At 65.5% G+C, this 19,518-nt stretch carries 21 protein-coding genes; 17 read left to right on the forward strand and 4 right to left on the reverse strand.

What is annotated here, in order from left to right; genetic code table 11:
- From rpsH to ABE434_RS17135, 13 genes are all read left to right on the forward strand, one after another.
- A complete protein-coding gene (gene rpsH / locus ABE434_RS17075; protein ID WP_019186156.1) occupies window positions 1-399 on the forward strand; it encodes a 30S ribosomal protein S8 in 399 nt (132 codons plus the stop codon).
- Between the two features lie 18 nt (window positions 400-417).
- Window positions 418-945, forward strand: coding sequence for a 50S ribosomal protein L6 (gene rplF, locus ABE434_RS17080; RefSeq protein ID WP_176990877.1), 528 nt, complete (start codon window positions 418-420; stop codon window positions 943-945).
- A gap of 32 nt (window positions 946-977) precedes the next feature.
- Window positions 978-1,331: a 50S ribosomal protein L18 gene (gene rplR / locus ABE434_RS17085; RefSeq protein WP_121042882.1), complete on the forward strand. Its 354-nt coding sequence runs from the start codon at window positions 978-980 to the stop codon at window positions 1,329-1,331.
- A 158-nt stretch (window positions 1,332-1,489) separates the two neighbouring features.
- The gene (gene rpsE / locus ABE434_RS17090) at window positions 1,490-2,029 is read left to right on the forward strand and encodes a 30S ribosomal protein S5 (protein WP_121042884.1); all 540 of its coding nucleotides are present in this window, start codon (window positions 1,490-1,492) and stop codon (window positions 2,027-2,029) included.
- Entirely contained in the window at window positions 2,022-2,213 is a 192-nt protein-coding gene (rpmD, locus tag ABE434_RS17095) for a 50S ribosomal protein L30 (RefSeq protein WP_121042886.1), read from the forward strand. The genes rpsE and rpmD overlap by 8 nt, the downstream gene beginning before the upstream one ends.
- A gap of 4 nt (window positions 2,214-2,217) precedes the next feature.
- Window positions 2,218-2,661 carry a 50S ribosomal protein L15 gene (rplO, locus tag ABE434_RS17100; protein ID WP_019186161.1) on the forward strand — a complete coding sequence of 148 codons (444 nt, stop codon included), beginning with the start codon at window positions 2,218-2,220 and terminating at the stop codon, window positions 2,659-2,661.
- Window positions 2,662-2,664: 3 nt separating this feature from the next.
- Window positions 2,665-4,020 carry a preprotein translocase subunit SecY gene (gene secY / locus ABE434_RS17105; RefSeq protein WP_176990879.1) on the forward strand — a complete coding sequence of 452 codons (1,356 nt, stop codon included), beginning with the start codon at window positions 2,665-2,667 and terminating at the stop codon, window positions 4,018-4,020.
- A gap of 344 nt (window positions 4,021-4,364) precedes the next feature.
- The gene (gene rpsM, locus ABE434_RS17110; protein WP_019186163.1) at window positions 4,365-4,721 is read left to right on the forward strand and encodes a 30S ribosomal protein S13; all 357 of its coding nucleotides are present in this window, start codon (window positions 4,365-4,367) and stop codon (window positions 4,719-4,721) included.
- Window positions 4,722-4,733: 12 nt separating this feature from the next.
- Window positions 4,734-5,123, forward strand: coding sequence for a 30S ribosomal protein S11 (gene rpsK / locus ABE434_RS17115; RefSeq protein WP_017355427.1), 390 nt, complete (start codon window positions 4,734-4,736; stop codon window positions 5,121-5,123).
- 14 nt (window positions 5,124-5,137) lie between these two features.
- Window positions 5,138-5,767 (forward strand): 30S ribosomal protein S4, encoded by a 630-nt coding sequence (gene rpsD / locus ABE434_RS17120; RefSeq protein WP_019186164.1) that lies wholly within the window; start codon window positions 5,138-5,140, stop codon window positions 5,765-5,767.
- A gap of 54 nt (window positions 5,768-5,821) precedes the next feature.
- Complete coding sequence (rpoA, locus tag ABE434_RS17125) at window positions 5,822-6,820, forward strand: DNA-directed RNA polymerase subunit alpha (protein ID WP_176990880.1); 999 nt, start codon at window positions 5,822-5,824, stop codon at window positions 6,818-6,820.
- Between the two features lie 201 nt (window positions 6,821-7,021).
- On the forward strand, window positions 7,022-7,408 hold the full coding sequence (rplQ, locus tag ABE434_RS17130) for a 50S ribosomal protein L17 (protein ID WP_123728453.1): 387 nt from the start codon (window positions 7,022-7,024) through the stop codon (window positions 7,406-7,408).
- Between the two features lie 504 nt (window positions 7,409-7,912).
- Window positions 7,913-8,422 carry a disulfide bond formation protein B gene (locus ABE434_RS17135; protein ID WP_070426690.1) on the forward strand — a complete coding sequence of 170 codons (510 nt, stop codon included), beginning with the start codon at window positions 7,913-7,915 and terminating at the stop codon, window positions 8,420-8,422.
- A gap of 72 nt (window positions 8,423-8,494) precedes the next feature.
- Here ABE434_RS17135 and ABE434_RS17140 read toward each other — a convergent pair whose 3' ends face one another.
- The gene (locus ABE434_RS17140; protein ID WP_346479646.1) at window positions 8,495-10,627 is read right to left on the reverse strand and encodes a TonB-dependent receptor; all 2,133 of its coding nucleotides are present in this window, start codon (window positions 10,625-10,627) and stop codon (window positions 8,495-8,497) included.
- Between the two features lie 214 nt (window positions 10,628-10,841).
- On the opposite strand from ABE434_RS17140, the gene ABE434_RS17145 reads away from it, so the two are divergent.
- Entirely contained in the window at window positions 10,842-12,233 is a 1,392-nt protein-coding gene (locus tag ABE434_RS17145) for a 3-deoxy-7-phosphoheptulonate synthase class II (RefSeq protein WP_346479647.1), read from the forward strand.
- A 104-nt stretch (window positions 12,234-12,337) separates the two neighbouring features.
- Window positions 12,338-13,483: a mechanosensitive ion channel domain-containing protein gene (locus tag ABE434_RS17150; RefSeq protein ID WP_179460854.1), complete on the forward strand. Its 1,146-nt coding sequence runs from the start codon at window positions 12,338-12,340 to the stop codon at window positions 13,481-13,483.
- Window positions 13,484-13,510: 27 nt separating this feature from the next.
- On the opposite strand, the gene ABE434_RS17155 is transcribed toward ABE434_RS17150, so the two are convergent.
- Genes ABE434_RS17155 through typA form a run of 3 tightly spaced genes read right to left on the reverse strand, consistent with a single transcriptional unit; the run spans window position 13,511 to window position 17,536 of the window.
- Entirely contained in the window at window positions 13,511-15,133 is a 1,623-nt protein-coding gene (locus ABE434_RS17155) for an amidase (RefSeq protein ID WP_346479648.1), read from the reverse strand.
- A gap of 55 nt (window positions 15,134-15,188) precedes the next feature.
- Window positions 15,189-15,674, reverse strand: a complete 486-nt coding sequence (locus ABE434_RS17160) for a DUF2127 domain-containing protein (RefSeq protein ID WP_346479649.1) — start codon at window positions 15,672-15,674, stop codon at window positions 15,189-15,191.
- 14 nt (window positions 15,675-15,688) lie between these two features.
- Window positions 15,689-17,536, reverse strand: a complete 1,848-nt coding sequence (typA, locus tag ABE434_RS17165; RefSeq protein ID WP_121042902.1) for a translational GTPase TypA — start codon at window positions 17,534-17,536, stop codon at window positions 15,689-15,691.
- A gap of 270 nt (window positions 17,537-17,806) precedes the next feature.
- Between typA and ABE434_RS17170 the strand changes: the two genes are divergently transcribed.
- A complete protein-coding gene (locus ABE434_RS17170; RefSeq protein ID WP_088435214.1) occupies window positions 17,807-18,301 on the forward strand; it encodes a peptidylprolyl isomerase in 495 nt (164 codons plus the stop codon).
- A 63-nt stretch (window positions 18,302-18,364) separates the two neighbouring features.
- On the forward strand, window positions 18,365-19,351 hold the full coding sequence (locus ABE434_RS17175) for a malate dehydrogenase (protein WP_088435213.1): 987 nt from the start codon (window positions 18,365-18,367) through the stop codon (window positions 19,349-19,351).
- Window positions 19,352-19,518: the final 167 nt, after the last annotated feature.

Genomic DNA, 19,518 nt, shown 5'->3' on the forward strand with positions numbered 1-19,518 from the left:
ATGAGCATGACTGATCCCATCGCCGACCTGCTGGTACGCATCAAGAATGCGGCCGCGGTTGGCAAGCAGACGGTGAAAGCACCGTCGTCCAAGATCAAGGTGGCAATCGCAGAGGTGTTGAAGGCCGAAGGCTACATCACCGATCTGCGCGTGACCAAGATCGAGAACAACAAGGCCGAGCTTGAAATCGTCCTGAAGTATTTCGAGGGCAAGCCGGTCATCGAGACCCTGAAGCGCTTCTCGCGTTCGGGTCTGCGCCAGTACCGTGGCAAGTCCGAGCTGCCGAAGGTCCTCAACGGCCTGGGTATCTCCATCATCTCCACCTCCAAGGGCATCATGACTGATGCGCAGGCGCGCCAGTTGGGCGTCGGCGGCGAAGTCCTGTGCTTCGTGGCCTAAGGCGAGAAGGAACCAACTATGTCCCGCGTAGCCAAGAAGCCAGTCAACCTGCCCAAGGGCGTTGAACTGAACATCCAGCCGGAATCCGTCAGCGTGAAGGGCCCGAAGGGCACCCTGTCGCTTGTCAAGGTTGCCGGCGTTGAAATCACTGTCGACAACGGCGTTGCCACCCTGGCCGCCAACGATGCCTCGCTGGTCGCCCTCACCGGCACCGTGCGCGCCATCCTGGCCAACATGGTCAAGGGCGTCACCGAAGGCTTCGAGCGCAAGCTTGAGCTGGTCGGCGTCGGTTACCGTGCCGCCATGCAGGGCAAGGATCTGAACCTGTCGCTCGGGTTCTCGCATCCGGTCCTGTTCGTGGCGCCGGAAGGCATCACCATCTCGACCCCGACCCAGACCGAAGTGCTGGTCCAGGGCACCGACAAGCAGCGCGTTGGCGAAGTTGCCGCCAAGATCCGTGGCTTCCGTCCGCCGGAGCCCTACAAGGGCAAGGGTGTGAAGTACGCCGGCGAAGTCATCATTCGTAAGGAAGCCAAGAAGGCCTAATTCAGGTCCTCAGCTTTCCAAGGAAAAAGATCATGAACAAGAACATCGCTCGTCTGCGTCGTGCCAAGTCGACCCGTGCACACATCCGTGTGCTCGGCGTGCCGCGCCTGTCGGTGCTGCGCACCGGCCAGCACCTGTACGCCCAGGTCTTCACCGCCGATGGCTCCAAGGTGCTGGCTTCGGCCAACACCACCCAGGCCGACGTCAAGGAAGGCCTGAAGAACGGCAAGAACAGCGACGCCGCCACCAAGGTCGGCAAGCTGGTCGCCGAGCGCGCCAAGGCTGCGGGCATCGAGAAGGTCGCTTTCGACCGCTCGGGCTACCGCTACCACGGTCGCATCAAGGCACTGGCTGATGCAGCCCGCGAAGGCGGCCTGCAGTTCTAAGGGATAAGGAAGCGGGGCTGGTCCCCGCTTCCACCTGCCTGCCGGCGCGGGTTGCGCCGGGCGACGTCCTTCTTCTGCAGGGGCGCTCGAATCACCGCTCCATCTCACAGCTATAAGCGGCCCTGAGCCGTACATACTCAATCAATCAAGGAATCAACATGGCAGAAGAACGTCAGCAGCGGGGTCGCGATCGCGATCGCCGCGAAGAGAAAGTCGACGACGGCATGATCGAGAAGCTGGTCGCGGTCAACCGCGTCAGCAAGACCGTCAAGGGCGGTCGCCAGTTCACCTTCACCGCACTGACCGTGGTCGGTGACGGCGCAGGCAAGGTCGGTTTCGGTTACGGCAAGGCGCGCGAAGTGCCGGTCGCCATCCAGAAGTCGATGGAACAGGCTCGCAAGAACCTGGCCAATGTCGATCTGAACAACGGCACGTTGTGGCACCCGGTGAAGTCCGGCCACGGCGCAGCCCGCGTGTTCATGATGCCGGCCTCCGAAGGTACCGGTGTGATCGCCGGTGGTGCCATGCGCGCCGTCCTGGAAGCCGTTGGCGTCAAGAACGTGCTGGCCAAGGCCGTCGGCTCGCGCAACCCGATCAACCTGGTTCGCGCCACGCTGAAGGGTCTGAGCGAAATGCAGTCGCCGGCCCGCATCGCGGCCAAGCGCGGCAAGAAGGTGGAGGATCTCAACCATGGCTAATGACACCACCAAGACCATCAAGGTCCGTCTGGTTGGCGGCCTGCGCGGCGCCCAGGCACGTCACCGCCTGTCGGTGAAGGCGCTTGGCCTCGGCAAGCTCAATAGCGTACGTGAACTGAAGGACAGCCCGCAGGTTCGCGGTCTGATCAACAAGGTCCACTACCTCGTCAAGGTTGAGGAATAATCCAATGACCATGCATCTCAATGAACTGAGCCCGGCACCGGGCGCTCGCAAAGAGCGTACCCGCGTCGGTCGTGGTATCGGCTCCGGCCTGGGCAAGACCTGCGGCCGCGGCCACAAGGGTTCGTTCGCCCGTAAGGGTGGCGGCAAGATCAAGGCAGGCTTCGAAGGCGGCCAGACCCCCATGCAGCGTCGTCTGCCGAAGGTCGGTTTCCGTTCCAAGATCGCCAAGGACACTGCTGAAGTGCTGTCCTACCAGCTTGAGCGTCTGGAAGCTGGCGAGATCGACTTTGCCGCGCTGCGCGCTGCCAAGCTGGTCCCGAGCACCGCGAAGCGTGCCAAGATCGTCATGAAGGGTGACCTGACCAAGGCCTTCACCCTGAAGGGCGTCGCTGCAACGGCCAGTGCCAAGGCCGCGATCGAAGCTGCCGGCGGCAGCGTACAGGAGTAAGACATGGCGCAAGCTGGCATTGGTAACCTCGGCGGCGGGCTCGGCAAGTTCACGGAACTCCGCCAGCGACTGCTGTTCGTCATCGGGGCATTGATCGTCTACCGCATCGGCTGTTATGTGCCGGTGCCTGGCGTCAATCCCGATGCCATGCTTGCGCTCATGCAGGCGCAGGGCGGCGGCATCGTGGACATGTTCAACATGTTCTCGGGCGGCGCCCTGCACCGTTTCAGCATTTTCGCGCTGAACGTGATGCCGTACATCTCGGCATCCATCGTGATGCAGCTGGCGGTCCACATCTTCCCGGCATTGAAGTCGATGCAGAAGGAAGGTGAGTCGGGTCGTCGCAAGATCACCCAATATTCCCGCATCGGCGCCGTGTTCCTGGCGGTGGTGCAGGGCGGCAGCATCGCGCTGGCGCTGCAGAACCAGGTGTCCCCGGGCGGTGCCCCGGTCGTCTACGCACCGGGCATGGGCTTCGTGCTCACCGCCATCGTCGCGCTGACCGCCGGTACCATCTTCCTGATGTGGGTCGGTGAGCAGGTGACCGAGCGCGGCATCGGCAACGGTGTGTCGCTGATCATCTTCGCCGGCATCGTCGCCGGCCTGCCGGGCGCGGTCATCCACACCGTGGAAGCCTACCGCGACGGCAACATGAGCTTCATCGCCCTGCTGCTGATCGTGCTGGTGGTGCTGGCCTTCACCTACTTCGTGGTGTTCGTCGAGCGCGGCCAACGCCGCATCACGGTGAACTACGCACGTCGCCAGGGTGGCCGCAACGCGTACATGAACCAGACCTCGTTCCTGCCGCTGAAGCTGAACATGGCGGGCGTGATCCCGGCCATCTTCGCCTCGAGCATCCTGGCATTCCCGACGACGCTGGCCATGTGGTCCGGCCAGGCAAGTTCGGCCACGTGGCTGCAGAAGGTCGCCAATGCCCTCGGGCCGGGCGAGCCGCTGCACATGATCGTGTTCGCCGCGCTGATCAGTGGTTTCGCGTTCTTCTACACCGCGCTGGTGTTCAACTCGCAGGAAACCGCCGACAACCTGAAGAAGTCGGGCGCGCTGATTCCGGGCATCCGTCCGGGCAAGGCCACCGCCGACTACGTGGATGCCGTGCTGACCCGCCTGACCGCGGCCGGTTCGCTGTACCTGGTGATCGTCTGCCTGCTGCCGGAAATCCTGCGCACCCAGCTCGGCGCCTCGTTCTACTTCGGCGGCACCTCGCTGCTGATCGTGGTGGTGGTGGTGATGGACTTCATTGCCCAGATCCAGGCGCACCTGATGTCGCACCAGTATGAGAGCCTGTTGAAGAAGGCCAACCTGAAGGGCGGCAACCGCGGCGGTTTTGCCCGCGGCTGATTGACCTGTTACACTAGTCTTCTTGTTGCGAAGGCCCTCCGGTTCCCGGACTGGCCTTCCAAATCGAAGGGCGGCCCCCGCAGCGGTTTCGGGTGGGGGTGTGATGTGGTGGTCCTGCGCGGGAGTAGCGCAGGCGACGGCGAGGGCAACCTCTGCAGTCAACGACATCCGGCGCCGGAGCATGGGCACACTCCCCACGCCGGGTCCATGGAACCGCCAGGTTCCACGGGCTTCAAAGTAAACCGAGACCTTGATAGAATCGCACGTTCATTTTTTGATCCATCCTGCCGGATTGGCGCGCCCTTGGTGCGCTGTCGGCCATCACTCAGCTGGAGAACCGCGTCATGGCGCGTATTGCAGGCGTCAACCTGCCAGCCCAGAAGCACGTCTGGGTCGGGTTGCAAAGCATTTACGGCATCGGCCGTACCCGTTCGAAGAAGGTCTGCGACGCCGCAGGCGTGACCTCGACCACCAAGATCCGCGATCTGTCGGAGCCGGAAATCGAGCGTCTGCGTCTCGAAGTCGGCAAGTACATCGTGGAAGGCGATCTGCGCCGTGAAATCGGTATCGCGATCAAGCGCCTGATGGATCTGGGCTGCTACCGCGGTCTGCGTCACCGTCGCGGTCTGCCGCTTCGTGGCCAGCGCACCCGTACCAACGCCCGCACCCGCAAGGGCCCGCGCAAGGCGATCAGGAAGTAAGGGACCTAAGAAATGGCTAAGCCCGTCGCTAAGACCAAGAAGAAGATCAAGCGCGTCGTCACTGACGGCGTCGCCCACGTCCACGCTTCTTTCAACAACACCATCGTGACCATCACCGACCGTCAGGGCAATGCTCTGTCGTGGGCGACCTCCGGTGGCGCTGGCTTCCGCGGTTCGCGTAAGTCCACCCCGTTCGCTGCCCAGGTGGCTGCCGAGAAAGCCGGCCGTGCCGCGCTCGATTACGGCGTCAAGTCCCTGGAAGTCCGCATCAAGGGCCCGGGTCCGGGTCGTGAGTCGGCCGTGCGCTCGCTGAACAACGTGGGCTACAAGATCACCAACATCATCGACGTGACGCCAATCCCGCACAACGGGTGCCGTCCGCCGAAGAAGCGTCGCGTCTAAAGGAGCGATAAGAAATGGCTCGTTATATCGGTCCTACCTGTAAGCTCGCCCGCCGCGAAGGCGCCGACCTTTCCCTCAAGAGCCCGGCGCGCGCGCTGGACTCCAAGTGCAAGCTGGAGCAGAAGCCCGGCCAGCACGGCGCTACTGCCCGTAAGGGCAAGCTGTCCGACTACGCTACCCAGCTGCGTGAAAAGCAGAAGGTCAAGCGTATCTACGGTCTGCTGGAGCGTCAGTTCCGCAACTACTACAAGAAGGCCTCGACCAAGAAAGGCAACACTGGCGAGAACCTGCTGCAGTTGCTGGAAACCCGTCTTGACAACGTCGTTTACCGCATGGGCTTCGCAGTGACCCGTCCGGCTGCCCGTCAGCTGGTCTCGCACCGCGGTGTCACCGTGAACGGCAAGTCGGTCAACCTGGCTTCGTACCAGGTCAAGGCTGGCGACGCCGTCGCTCTGTCCGAGAAGGCTGCCAAGCAGCTGCGCGTCCAGGAAGCCCTGACCGTGTCTGCCACGCATGACCTGCGTCCGTCGTGGGTTGAAGTGGATTCCGGCAAGTTCGCCGGCATCTTCAAGGCCGTGCCGGATCGTTCGGACCTGCCTGCGGATATCAACGAAGCGCTGATCGTCGAGTTGTATTCGAAGTAATTCACATTGGAGAACCTCCGGGTCACACCGGAGGTTCGCAGGAGAACCCGCAACATGACGGTTACCGCCAACCAGGTTCTGCGTCCTCGCGGTCCGCAGATCGAACGCCTTACCGATACCCGCGCCAAGGTCGTCATCGAACCCTTGGAGCGTGGTTACGGGCATACGCTGGGCAACGCCCTGCGTCGCGTGCTGCTGTCGTCCATCCCGGGCTTCGCCATCACCGAAGTGGAAATCGATGGCGTACTGCACGAGTACACCACGCTTGAAGGCTTGCAGGAGGACGTGCTGGAAGTCCTGCTCAACCTGAAGGATGTGGCCATCCGCATGCATACCGGTGACAACGCTACGCTGTCGCTGTCCAAGCAGGGTCCGGGTGTCGTGACCGCTGCCGATATCAAGATCGACCATAACACCGAGATCCTCAATCCGGATCATGTGATCTGCCATCTCACCAAGGATGTGGCGATCAACATGCGTCTGAAGGTCGAGCGCGGTTTCGGCTATCAGCCGGCTGCTGCTCGTCGTCGTCCGGATGAAGAAACCCGTGCCATTGGCCGTCTGGTTCTGGACGCCTCGTTCTCGCCGGTCCGTCGCGTCGCCTATTCGGTGGAAGCGGCCCGCGTTGAACAGCGTACCGATCTGGACAAGCTGGTGCTGGACATCGAAACCAACGCCACGATCGATGCCGAGGAAGCCGTGCGCACTGCCGCCGACATCCTCAGCGATCAGCTGTCGGTCTTCGGTGACTTCACCCACCGCGACCGCGGTGCAGCCAAGCCGGCCAACAACGGCGTGGATCCGGTGCTGCTGCGCCCGATCGACGACCTGGAACTGACCGTGCGTTCGGCCAACTGCCTCAAGGCGGAGAGCATCTATTACATCGGCGATCTGATCCAGAAGACCGAAGTGGAGCTGCTCAAGACCCCGAACCTCGGCAAGAAGTCGCTGACCGAGATCAAGGAAGTCCTCGCACAGCGCGGTCTTTCGCTCGGCATGAAGCTGGAGAACTGGCCGCCGGCCGGTGTCGCCCAGCACGGCATGCTCGGCTGATCCAGCGCCACGCAAGATGCTTGACCCCGCACCTTCGGGTGCGGGGGCTTCACCCGCAACACCCCGCACCGACAGGTCGATAGCCTGCGGTGACGGCCAGCCAGGACGGCTGGCACCGGACCATCCGCAGTCCAAGCAGCAACGCCAGGATGGCGACAGCGATACCCAACCGATCCAACATTCACTTCAGGAATCACCGTCATGCGTCATATGAAGTCCGGTCGTAAGTTCAACCGTACCAGCGCCCATCGCGAAGCGATGTTCAAGAACATGGCTGCGTCGCTGTTCAAGCACGAGCTGATCAAGACCACCCTGCCGAAGGCCAAGGAACTGCGCCGCGTTGCCGAGCCGCTGATCACCCTGGCCAAGGTTGATTCGGTTGCCAACCGTCGTCTGGCGTTCGCTCGCCTGCGCGACAACGAGGCTGTGGGCAATCTGTTCACCACCCTGGGCCCGCGTTACGCGACCCGTCCGGGCGGTTACCTGCGTCTGCTGAAGTGCGGTTTCCGCGCTGGCGACAATGCGCCGATGGCTTACGTGGAGCTGGTCGATCGTCCGGCTGCCGTGGCTGAAGCCGTCGAAGAGTAATCTTCGAGCTACACCCGTAATTCGGTGAAGAACCCGGCCTTGTGCCGGGTTTTTCCGTTTCTGGGGGTTGGATCATCGCGACGGCGACGGCGACGGCGACGGCGACGGCAACCGCAACCGCAACCGCAACCGCAACCGCATGGTGCCGCGAGCGATGCGGGGGGGCGTCGGCGCGGGTGGGTTGGCGGGACACGCCGTGAATCCGTCCATGGAGGCTCATGTCGCGCCATCCATGGCGCTCATGGTCCCGCCAACCCACCCGCGCCAACGCCTGCACACTGGGTCGGTGCGCATGGGGGTGAAGCGGAGCATGCGCCTGTCTCGGTGCGTGGGTAGTGCCGGCCGCTGGCCGGCTCCTCTGTACCGTCGCTACGTTCGGGTGGTTCCGCGTGCTGTACGGAACACGCTGTCCGGTCGGCTGCGCCGATGGTCGGCAGGTGCGCATGGACGTGGGCGGTCACGGCCCTGTTAATCTTGGGGCCTGGACTTTCACGAGTGTTGGCAATGAATCCATTGCGTTGGAGTTTCCGCGCCCAGTTCCTGCTGGGGTTCCTGGTCTGCGCGGCGCTGTTGGGGTATGCGATCTTCCTGCAGTTGAAGATGGGGCTGGAGCCGTGTCCGTTGTGCATTTTCCAGCGGATTGCGTTCGCGGCGCTGGGGCTGCTGTTCCTGATCGGGGCGCTGCATGGTCCGCGGGATCCGGCTGGGCGGAAGACGTATGGGGTGCTGGCTTTCATCGCGGCGGCGGTCGGTATCGGCATTGCCGGCCGGCATGTGTATGTGCAGTTGCTGCCGCAGGACATGGGCTCGAGCTGTGGGCCGCCGTTGAGTTTCCTCAGTGAGACGATGGGGCCGTTCGAGGTGTTCCGGACCGTGCTGACCGGTACCGGCAACTGCGGCAATATCGATTGGCAGTTCCTGGGCCTGACGATGCCGATGTGGAGCCTGGTGTGGTTTGCGGCGTTGGCGGTGTGGGCGCTGGTGACGGCGTTCCGTGCACGTCGGCGTCACTGAGGCCGGTCAGGTCCGTTACCCGACCTGACGCGCGTTGCGCGGCCAGGTCGGATGCTGCGGTCAGGGCTCCGCTCAGAAGTCCTGCTGCAGGCTGAGGTAGGCGCCGCGGCGGGGGCCCCATTGCGGGGCGAAGACGCCGATGCCGCCGCCGTCGCGCAGTTGGTAGCTGCGGTCCAGTGCGTTGACCAGGGCGAGCTGTGCGTGCAGCGGGTGGCCGCTGTCGGCGTTGAAGTCGTGGGCCGCGCTGAGGTTGAGCTGGAGGTAGGCGGGGAGTTCGCCGCCGTTGGGGACGCCGTCGGTATCCGAGCGCAGGCCGCTGCCGAACACGTAGTCGGCGCCCAGGCGGTTGTGGCCGGCGAAGGCGTAGCTGATGCCGCCCGACGAGGTCAGTTTCTGGTCGTGGTCCAGGTGGATCCAGTTGTTCTGGACGTAGGCGAGGGCCTCGGGATCGAGGTTGTACTGGCCGGTGATGACCTGCTTGCCCATGGCCTTGTTGTAGGCGGCGTTGACGTAGGCGTTGAGCGGCCCGTGGCTGTAGTCGGCGCTGAACTCCACGCCGTGGATGTGGCCCAGGCGGTAGTTGAAGGTGGAGTAGATGTAGGCGGCGCCGAACTGGCCCTCGTCCTGCAGGCGGTCGACCTTGCGATCGTAGGCGTCCAGGCCGAGGGTGAGGTGTTCGCCGACCTGCTGGGAGACGCCGATGTCGTAGTAGTCGCTGCGCTCGGAGAGCGGGGTGGTGCTGCCACCGGCCGGTTGCTGGTTGGTGGTGCCGTCGTAGAGGGCGATGTCGCTGCTGGCCACCAGTTCGCTCGCCGGTGGGGTGAAGTAGCGCGCGTAGCCGGCATGCACGGTGGTGCTGTCGCTGGCGTTCCAGACCACGCCCAGACGCGGGCTGAGCTGGCCTTCGGTGCCACCGAAGGCCGTGTAGCGGTCGCCGCGCAGGCCGTAGTTGACCGTCCAGTCCGCGCCGATCCGCCATTCGTCCTGCAGGTAGACCGCGGTGGTGGTGGCGTTGAACGCGCTCGCCTCCGGAATGCGCCGTGGCGTGGTGCTGGCCTGCTGGCCGTCGGCGTCGACCGGGAACACCCAGGTGTCGCTGCCGGCCCGGGCGCGTTCGGCGTTGACGTACAGGCCATAGCGCAGCGTGTGGTTTTCACCGAGCGGGGTGGAGGCATCGGCCTGCACGGTGTTGGCGCGGTTGCTGCGCTCCACCTGCGAGGCGACGCCGTTGAAGATCAGGTCGCCGGCGAGGTCCGGGCGGAAGGACAGGTCGCTGTACCGCTGGCCGGCCGAGACCTGGTAGGCCGTATCGCCCAGCGTGCCCTGCAGCACCAGCATGCCGAAGCGGGTGGTCTCGCGCTGGTTTTCATCCAGCGCGGCCGAGTCCGCGTTGACGGTATCCAGGTAGCCGAACTGCGGCGTCTGGCCGGGGTTGACCGGGATCTGGAAGCGGTTGTTGGAGAACCCGGCGAACAGGCTCAGGCGGGTGTCTTCGTTGACCAGGTAGGTCAGGTCGGCGAACGCCTTGCCCTGGTGGGTGTCATCGTGGTCCGGCCTGCGCGAGGCCGTGGGATTCTCCATGCCGGCCTGGTTCTGGTCGTAGTTGCCGGTCAGGTATCCGCTCCAGCGGCCCTGGCTGCCCCACCACGAGGCGTTGGGGTTGAGCTTGCCGTAGGAGCCGGCGGTGAGGCCGGCGCTGCCGCCATTGCCCAGCTCGGCGCCGCTGCGGGTGGTGATGTCCACCACGGCGGCGGTGCGCTCGCCGAACTGCGCCGGGAGGGCACCGTCCATCAGGCGGATGCTCTTGATCGCGCGGGCGTCCAGGGTCTGGCCGAAGCCGGAGATCGATTCGGGCAGCAGGACGCCGTTGAGCCGGTACTGGAGATTGGCGTGGTCGCCGCGCACGTGGACACCGCCATAGGAGTCCTGGACCACCCCGGGCGCCTGCAGCAGCACCTGGTTCAACGGGGTGGACGCGCCCAGCGGCAGGTGCTGGATGTCTTCGGCGGTGATCTGGTACTGGCTGCTGCCGATATCCGGCGACAGCGCGTTGCGCGCCTGGTCGAGCTGGGCGCTGACGGTGACCGCGTCCAGATCGGTGACCGCGGGGAACGGGGCGGCGCTCGTGGGTGCGGCGGCGAGGGCGGGCAGGCCGGTCAGGGCCAGGGAAACAGCGATACCGGTAGCAAGCAGGGAGGGCTTCATGGGGATGGCTTGGCTGGGCAAAGGGAGGAGGGGCCGGCCTGGCGAGTGTTACTCCGTAACAAATCATGCGCCTGTCCCACGCCGGTGGACCATGCGCGATCTGGCTGATCGCCGTGGCCTTTCTTCGGCGTTCAGCCTGGGCCGGCATGACCGCCCCTTTGCGTCTGGGGCGCGCTCTGCGACCATGACCGGCCCCACACCCCGGAAGTCCGTGATGAGCCTGTCCGCCCCGCCCGTAGCCGGTCCCGCCGCGACCGCTGTCGACGCTGCCTGGTCGCCGGAGAGCTGGCGTGGCAAGCCCGCGCTGCAGCTGCCGACCTATCCGGACCCGCTGGCGCTGGATGCCGCCCTGCACGAGCTGAAGCGGCTGCCGCCGCTGGTGACCTCCTGGGAGATCCTGGCGCTCAAGCAGCAGCTGGCCGAGGCCCAGGAGGGCAAGCGCTTCCTGCTGCAGGGCGGCGACTGCGCGGAGAACTTCAGCGACTGCGAATCCACCACCATCTCCAACCGGCTGAAGGTGCTGCTGCAGATGAGCCTTGTGCTGGTGCACGGCATGCGCAAGCCGGTGATCCGGGTCGGGCGCTTCGCCGGGCAGTACGCCAAGCCGCGCTCGGCCGATACCGAAACCCGCGACGGCGTGACCCTGCCGAGCTACCGCGGCGACGTGATCAATGCGCCGGAGTTCACCGAAGCGGCCCGCCTGCCGGACCCGCGCCGGATGCTGCAGGCGCACGCGCACTCGGCGATGACGATGAACTTCGTGCGCGCGCTGATCGATGGCGGCTTCGCCGATCTGCACCACCCCGAGTACTGGAACCTGGAGTGGGTGCGGCATTCGCCGCTGGCCACCGACTACCAGAAGATGGTGTCCTCGATCGGCGATGCGGTGCGTTTCATGGAGACGCTGTCCGGCGCGCAGGTGTACAACCTCAACCGGATCGACTTCTACACCTCGCACGAAGCGCTGCTGCTGCCGTATGAGCAGGCGCTGACCCGCCAGGTGCCGCGCCAGCAGGGCTGGCTGAACCTGAGCACGCATTACCCGTGGATCGGCATGCGCACCGCCGCACTCGATGGCGCGCACGTGGAATACCTGCGTGGCGTGCGCAATCCGATCGCGATCAAGGTCGGGCCGTCGGTGCAGCCGGACCAGCTGCTGCGCCTGATCGATGTGCTCAATCCCGATGACGAGCCGGGCCGCCTGAGCTTCATCCACCGCATGGGCGCGGCGCAGATCGCCGAGAAACTGCCGCCGCTGTTGAACGCGGTCAAGCGCGATGGCCGGCGGGTGCTGTGGGTGTGCGATGCGATGCATGGCAATACCGAGAGCACCAGCAATGGCTACAAGACGCGTCGTTTCGACAACGTGCGTGGCGAGGTCGAGATGTCCTTCGACCTGCACGCCGCGGCCGGCACCCGGCTGGGCGGTGTGCATCTGGAGCTGACCGGTGAGGACGTGACCGAATGCACCGGCGGGGCGCGCGAGTTGACCGAGCGCGATCTGGAGCGTGCCTACCGCTCCTCGGTGGATCCGCGGCTGAACTACGAACAGTCGCTGGAGATCGCGATGGCGATCGTGCGCAAGCAGGCGCACTACGCCGACTGATATCGGTGCGTGTCCTCGACACGCACCTTACATTCGCCTGACACGATGGTCATGGCGGCACCGGCATCCTGTGGACTTCCCCGCGAAGAACACAGGAGCGTGCCGTGACCGTCGACTGGCAGCAGGCAGCGCTGTATCTCTGGCCCATCTCGATCGCGCTGGCGATCGGGATCAGTGGCTGGTGGTTGCTGATGGCGTTGACGCGTCGTCTGAAAGACCGTGATTACCGCCGTGCCCGCATCGCGCGGGTGATCAGCCGGCCCTTGGCGTTCGCGCTGCCGCTGTTGCTGCTGATTCCGGCCCTGGAGGCCACGCCGCTGCAGGAGCACCGGCTCGAGCAGGCACTGCGGCTGCTGCATATCGGCCTGACCGGCTGCTTCATCTGGCTGCTGGTACGCGCGGTGGCCGCGGGCGAGCAGGCGATCCTGCGCGATCACCCGATGGAGGTGGCCGACAACCTCGAGGCACGCCGCATCCAGACCCAGACCCGGGTGCTGAGCCGTGTGCTGATGGGCGCGATCATCCTGGTGGGTGTGTCGCTGATCCTGCTGACGTTTCCGATGGTCCGCCAGATCGGCACCGCGCTGCTGGCCTCGGCCGGCATCATCGGCCTGGTCGCCGGCATCGCGGCCAAGCCGGTGTTCGGCAACCTGATCGCCGGTCTGCAGATCGCGTTGACCCAGCCGATCCGGCTGGACGATGTGGTCATCGTCGAGGGCGAATGGGGCCGCGTGGAAGAGATCAACAGCAGCTACGTCGTGGTGCGGATCTGGGACGCGCGGCGGATGGTGGTGCCGCTGACCTGGTTCATCGAACACCCCTTCCAGAACTGGACCCGGCGCAGCGCCGATCTGCTTGGCACCGCGTTCCTGTGGCTGGACTACACCGCGCCGATCCCGGCGATCCGCGCCGAACTGGAGCGGATCTGCAAAGGCGAGGCGCTATGGGATGGCCAGGTCTGCGTGACCCAGGTGACCGAAACCAGCGAACACACGCTGCAGGTGCGTCTGCTGGTGAGCGCGCGCAACTCCGGTGATGCCTTCGACCTGCGCTGCATCGTGCGCGAGCGCATGCTCGATTTCCTGGCGCGCGAGCATCCGCAGGCACTGCCGCGCACCCGTGCCGAGCTCAACCAGGAAGCCACGCCGACGCGACGCGCGCGTTCGCAGCCGGCCGAGGATGTGCGCTCGCCCGGTGCCGAGGATGGTGAGCCCGCGATCCTGCCGGACCCGGGCGATGCGACCCGGTAGGTACCGACCGTTGGTCGGTACACGCCCTCAGAGTGCGACGCCGTTCGTCAGCAGGGTATCGGTCTGGAACCGCGGCGGACGGCGTGCGCGGGTCCGCTGCTCGTAGGCGTAGCCCAGCTCGATCAGGCGCGGCTCGCTCCACGCGGTCCCCATGAACAGCAGCCCCAGCGGCAGGCCGTCCACGTGCGCCATGGGCACGGTCAGGCTCGGGTAGCCGGCCACCGCCGCGGCGCTGTAGCTCTCGCCGGGGAAGTCATCGCCGCTGCCCGGCCGGATCGGCCATGCCACGCCGGTGGTCGGCGCCACCAGCGCATCCAGCTTCTGTTCGCGCAGCACCGCATCGATGCCTTCCGGGCCGGCCAGCCGGCGGGCATCGCTGCGCGCGCGGATGTACTCGGGCGTACCCAGGCCGCCCATCGTCGCGGCGGTGTCCATCAGGTCCTGGTCGAACAGCGCCAGTTCCTTGCCCGCATGCTGGCGGTTCCAGGCGATCACGTCGTCCAGGCTGCGCACCGGCGCGCGGTAGGTCGTGAAGTAACGCTGCAGCCCGGCCTTGAACTCGTGCATCAGGACGATCCGTTCGGCGTCCTGCCACTGGCCCTGGGTCGGCAACTGCACCGGCACCACGGTCGCGCCGGCATCGCGCAGCACGGCCACGGCATGCTGCAGGGCCGGCGCGATGCCCGGCTTCTGCATCAGGTCGCCATACAGCACGCCGATCCGGGCGCCGCGCAGGCCGTCGGCGTTCAAGCGCGAGGTGTAGTCGTAGACCGCACGTCCGGGCATGGTCGCAGTGGCCGGGTCGGCCTCGTCGCGGCCGGCCATGGCGGTCAGCAGCGCGGCTGCGTCGGCCACGCTGCGGGTCATCGGGCCGGCGGTGTCCTGGCTGAAGGAGATCGGGATGATGCCCTCGCGGCTGACCAGCCCGACCGTCGGCTTCAAGCCGACCACGCCGTTGACCGCGGCCGGGCAGACGATGCTGCCGTCGGTCTCGGTGCCGATCGCCGCCACCGCGAGATTGGCCGAGACCGCGACCGCGCTGCCGCTGCTGGAGCCGCACGGGTTGTGGCTGAGCCGGTACGGATTGCGGGTCTGGCCGCCGCGGGCACTCCAGCCGGAAATCGATCGGCTGGAGCGGAAGTTGGCCCATTCGCTCAGGTTGGTCTTGCCGAGGATCAGCGCGCCGGCCGCGCGCAGGCGGTGGACCAGGAACGCATCGTCCGGGCGGAACCCTTCCAGGGCCAGCGAGCCGGCGGTGGTGCTCATGGGGCTGGCGCCGATGTTGTCCTTGAGCAGCAGCGGGATGCCGTGCAGCGGGCCGCGCAGCTGTCCCTGGCGACGCTCGGCGTCCAGCTGTGCGGCCTCGCGCAGCGCATCGGGGTTGAGCTCGATGACCGCGCGCAGGCGCGGGCCGGCCCGGTCGAGGCGGGCGATGCGGTCCAGGTAGGCGCGGGTCAGGGTGACACTGTCCAGCTCGCCGCTGGCCATGCGTGACTGCAGGTCGCTGATGCCGGCTTCGGCATAGGCGAACGGGAGCGTGGCGCTCGGCGAGGGGGGCGGCGCAGGCGATTCACGGGCATGCAGGGGCGCCGGGCCCGGGCTGCAGCCGGCCAGCGCGATGAGCATCAGCGATGTCAGTGTCAGGCGCATGCCTGTCCCCCCGAACCGGCCGTCAGGCTAACCACCGCGGGCGCCGCTTGGCAACTCAAGCCGTTTTGGCGGCCTTGCCATGGCGTTTGCGGATATCGCGGGCGAGCACGCCGACCACGATCAGATTGATCACCAGCACCGACCACGAGGCCCAGCCCGGGTGACGGAGGATGGCGTAGATATCGAACGGCAGGTAGATGCCGGCAGTGACGCAGCCCAGCCAGGAGGCCCAGGCCTTGGCGCGCCAGAGGCCCCAGGCCTCGAAAAGGTGCAGGACGCCGTAGGCGACCATTGCAGCAGCCGCCAGATGCACCGCATCGGGGCTGATCATGTTGAGCAGCGAGGGCAGGGTGCCGTGATCCGGGTCCAGACTGAAACGCCGGATCAGGGCATTGACCGCATGGCGCAGGGGCTGCGGGCCGAGCATTTCCAGCCCGGTCGCAGCCAACAGCGCCAGAACCGCCTTGCTGGCTTCCAGCAAGGCGATCAGGTGAAGCCCCGGATGCTTGTGAGGATCCGGGTTGTAGGGCTTGTCGATCACGACAATGGGTCCGATCAGCCGCCGCGCGATGCCTTCTTGCGGTCGCTTTCGGTCAGGCCCTTCTTGCGCAGGCGGATTTCCTTCGGGGTGATCTCGACCAGCTCGTCGTCTTCGATGAAGTCCAGGGCCTGCTCCAGCGAGTACTTGATCGCCGGGGTCAGCTGGATCGCATCGTCCTTGCCCGAAGCGCGCATGTTGGTCAGCGGCTTGGTCTTGATCGCGTTGACGGTCAGATCGTTGTCCTTGGAGTGGATGCCGACCAGCTGGCCTTCATACACGTTGTCGCCTTCAGCAGCGAACAGCTTGCCGCGTTCCTGCAGCGGGCCCAGGGAGTACGCCGGGGTGGCACCCGGGGCATTGGCGATCATCACGCCGTTCTGGCGCTTGGCGATCGAACCCTGTTCCTTCGGACCGTAATGGTCGAACACATGGAACAGCAGGCCCGAACCCTGGGTCAGGGTTTTGAACTCGTTCTGGAAACCGATCAGGCCACGGGCCGGGATCTGGTATTCCAGGCGGACACGGCCCTTGCCGTCCGGCTCCATGTTCTTCAGCTGGCCCTTGCGGGTGCCCAGCTTTTCCATGACGCCGCCCTGGTGCTGTTCTTCGATGTCCACCACCAGCTGCTCGATCGGCTCCATGGCCTGGCCGTCGATCTGCTTGATGATCACTTCCGGACGCGACACGGCCAGCTCGTAGCCTTCACGACGCATGTTCTCGATCAGCACCGACAGATGCAGTTCGCCACGGCCGGAGACCAGGAACTTGTCGGCGTCTTCCAGCTGTTCGACCTTCAGGGCCACGTTGTGGACCTGCTCGCGATCCAGGCGGTCCTTGATCTGGCGGCTGGTCAGGAACTTGCCACCGGACAGGTCCTTGTTGCCGGCGAACGGCGAGTTGTTGACCTGGAAGGTCATCGAGATCGTCGGTTCATCGACGGTCAGCGCCGGCAGGGCTTCCGGGGTATCCGGGTGGCACAGGGTGTCGGAGATGGTCAGTTCCGGAATACCGGAGATGGCGACGATGTCGCCGGCTTCGGCGGTGTCCTGCTCGATGCGCTCCAGGCCCAGGAAGCCCAGCACCTGCGCGACCTTGCCGTTGCGCTTCTTGCCTTCACGATCGATGACCGCGACCTGCATGTTCTTCTTCAGGGTGCCGCGCTGCACGCGGCCGATGCCGATCACGCCCACGAAGTTGTTGTAGTCCAGCTGGCTGATGCGCATCTGGAACGGACCTTCCGGGTCCACTTCCGGCATCGGCGCGTGCTGCATGATCGCTTCGTACAGCGGGGTCATGTCGCCGTCGCGCACGGTGTCTTCCAGGCCAGCGTAGCCGTTCAGGGCCGACGCGTAGACGATCGGGAAGTCGAGCTGCTCATTGGTGGCGCCGAGCTTGTCGAACAGGTCGAAGACCTGGTCGATCACCCAATCCGGACGCGAGCCCGGACGGTCGACCTTGTTGACCACGACGATCGGCTTGAAGCCCATCGCGAAGGCCTTCTGGGTCACGAAGCGGGTCTGCGGCATCGGGCCGTCCATCGCGTCGACGAGGATCAGCACGGTGTCGACCATCGACAGCACGCGCTCCACTTCGCCGCCGAAGTCGGCGTGTCCCGGGGTGTCGACGATGTTGATCCGGTTCTTGATACCGGTCTTCTTGTCTTCCCAGGTGATGGCCGTGTTCTTGGCCAGGATGGTGATGCCGCGTTCCTTTTCCTGGTCATTGCTGTCCATCACGCGCTCGGCGAGCACGGTGCGCTCGGAGAGGGTGCCGGACTGCTTGAGCAGCTGGTCGACGAGGGTGGTCTTACCGTGGTCGACGTGGGCGACGATGGCGATGTTGCGAAGATTTTCGATAGACATGCGAAAGGGGGCCAGTCGGCGCCGGATTTGGAAAAAGAAGTCCAACATTATACGGCCAAGATGACCAATCGCGAAAAGTGCGTCGCAAGCCTTGCCGGACGGGCATTCAGGTAGTGCCGGCCGCTGGCCGGCAACCCCATGATCTCCGGCAGGTTCTGCCTGGCTGCCGGCCAACGGCCGGCACTACCGTCCTCCTTTTTGCAGGCCGCCCGCATACCACGGGTGTATCCTATGGGGCTAACGACAAACCCCCGTACCCCAAGGATTTGCATGTCCCTCATCGCCACTTTCGACACCACCCAGGGCCCGATCAAGGTCGAGCTGTTCGCTGACAAGGCCCCGCTGACGGTCGCCAACTTCGTCAACCTGGTCAAGCACGGCTTCTATGACGGCCTGGTCTTCCACCGCGTGATCCCGGACTTCATGATCCAGGGCGGCTGCCCCAAGGGCCAGGGCACCGGCGGCCCGGGCTACAAGTTCGAAGATGAAAAGAACGGCGTGAAGCACCAGGTCGGTTCGCTGTCGATGGCCAATGCCGGCCCGAACACGAACGGCAGCCAGTTCTTCATCACCCACATCAAGACCGATTGGCTGGACGGCAAGCACACCGTGTTCGGCCAGGTCCTCGACGGCCAGGCCATCGTGGACTCGGTCAAGCAGGGCGACGTGATCCATTCGATCACCCTGGAAGGCGACACCGACGCCGTGCTGGCCGCCCAGGCCGAGCGCGTGGCGGAGTGGAACAAGCTGATCCCCACCGCCTGATCCGATCCCGACGGCCCCCTGTGAAGGGGGCCGTTTTTACGTTTCTTAGCAGAGGAAATCCCCATGAAAGCACCTGTTCGTGTTGCCGTGACCGGCGCCGCCGGCCAGATCGGCTACGCCCTGCTGTTCCGCATCGCCTCCGGCGACATGCTGGGCAAGGACCAGCCGGTCATCCTGCAGTTGCTCGAGCTGCCGGTCGACAAGGCCCAGGCCGCCCTGCGCGGCGTGATGATGGAACTGGAAGACTGCGCCTTCCCGCTGCTGGCCGGCATGGTCGGTACCGACGACGCCGAAGTGGCCTTCAAGGACGCCGATATCGCCCTGCTGGTCGGCGCGCGTCCGCGCGGCCCGGGCATGGAGCGCAAGGATCTGCTGCTGGAAAACGCCAAGATCTTCACCGCCCAGGGCGCGGCGCTGAACAAGGTCGCCAAGCGTGACGTCAAGGTGCTGGTGGTCGGTAACCCGGCCAACACCAACGCCTACATCGCCATGAAGTCGGCGCCGGACCTGAACCCGCGCAACTTCACCGCCATGCTGCGCCTGGACCACAACCGTGCGCTGAGCCAGCTGTCGACCAAGCTCGGCAAGCCGGTCGGTGGCATGGAGAAGCTGATCGTGTGGGGCAACCACAGCCCGACCATGTACCCGGACTACCGTTTCGCCACCGCCGACGGTGCCTCCATCGCCGAGGCGATCAACGACCAGGAATGGAACGCATCGACCTTCATCCCGACCGTGGGCAAGCGCGGCGCGGCGATCATCGAAGCCCGTGGTTCGTCCTCGGCTGCCTCGGCTGCCAATGCCGCCGTCGACCACATCCGTGACTGGGTGCTGGGCAGCAACGGCAAGTGGGTCACCATGGGCGTGCCGTCCGACGGCTCCTACGGCATCCCGGAAGGCGTGATCTTCGGCTTCGCGGTCACCACCGAGAACGGCGAGTACACCCTGGTCAAGGATCTGCCGGTCGACGACTTCAGCCAGAAGTACATCGACAAGACCCTGGCCGAGCTGGAAGAAGAGCGCTCCGGCGTCGCCCACCTGCTGGGCTGATCGAGCTGCTGCGGTAGGTACCGACCGTTGGTCGGTACGGATTGAGGAAACGCCGGGCACTGCCCGGCGTTTTTTTTTACGCACCCTCGGTCGCCTATTCCCCGTAGTGGGGGGGGGGGGGGGGGCGGGAGCTACACCCGCCCGAAGCGCAGACGCCCCCCCCCCGC

It is taken from the genome of Stenotrophomonas sp. TWI1183, assembly GCF_039673115.1.
Lineage (GTDB): Bacteria > Pseudomonadota > Gammaproteobacteria > Xanthomonadales > Xanthomonadaceae > Stenotrophomonas > Stenotrophomonas maltophilia_AA.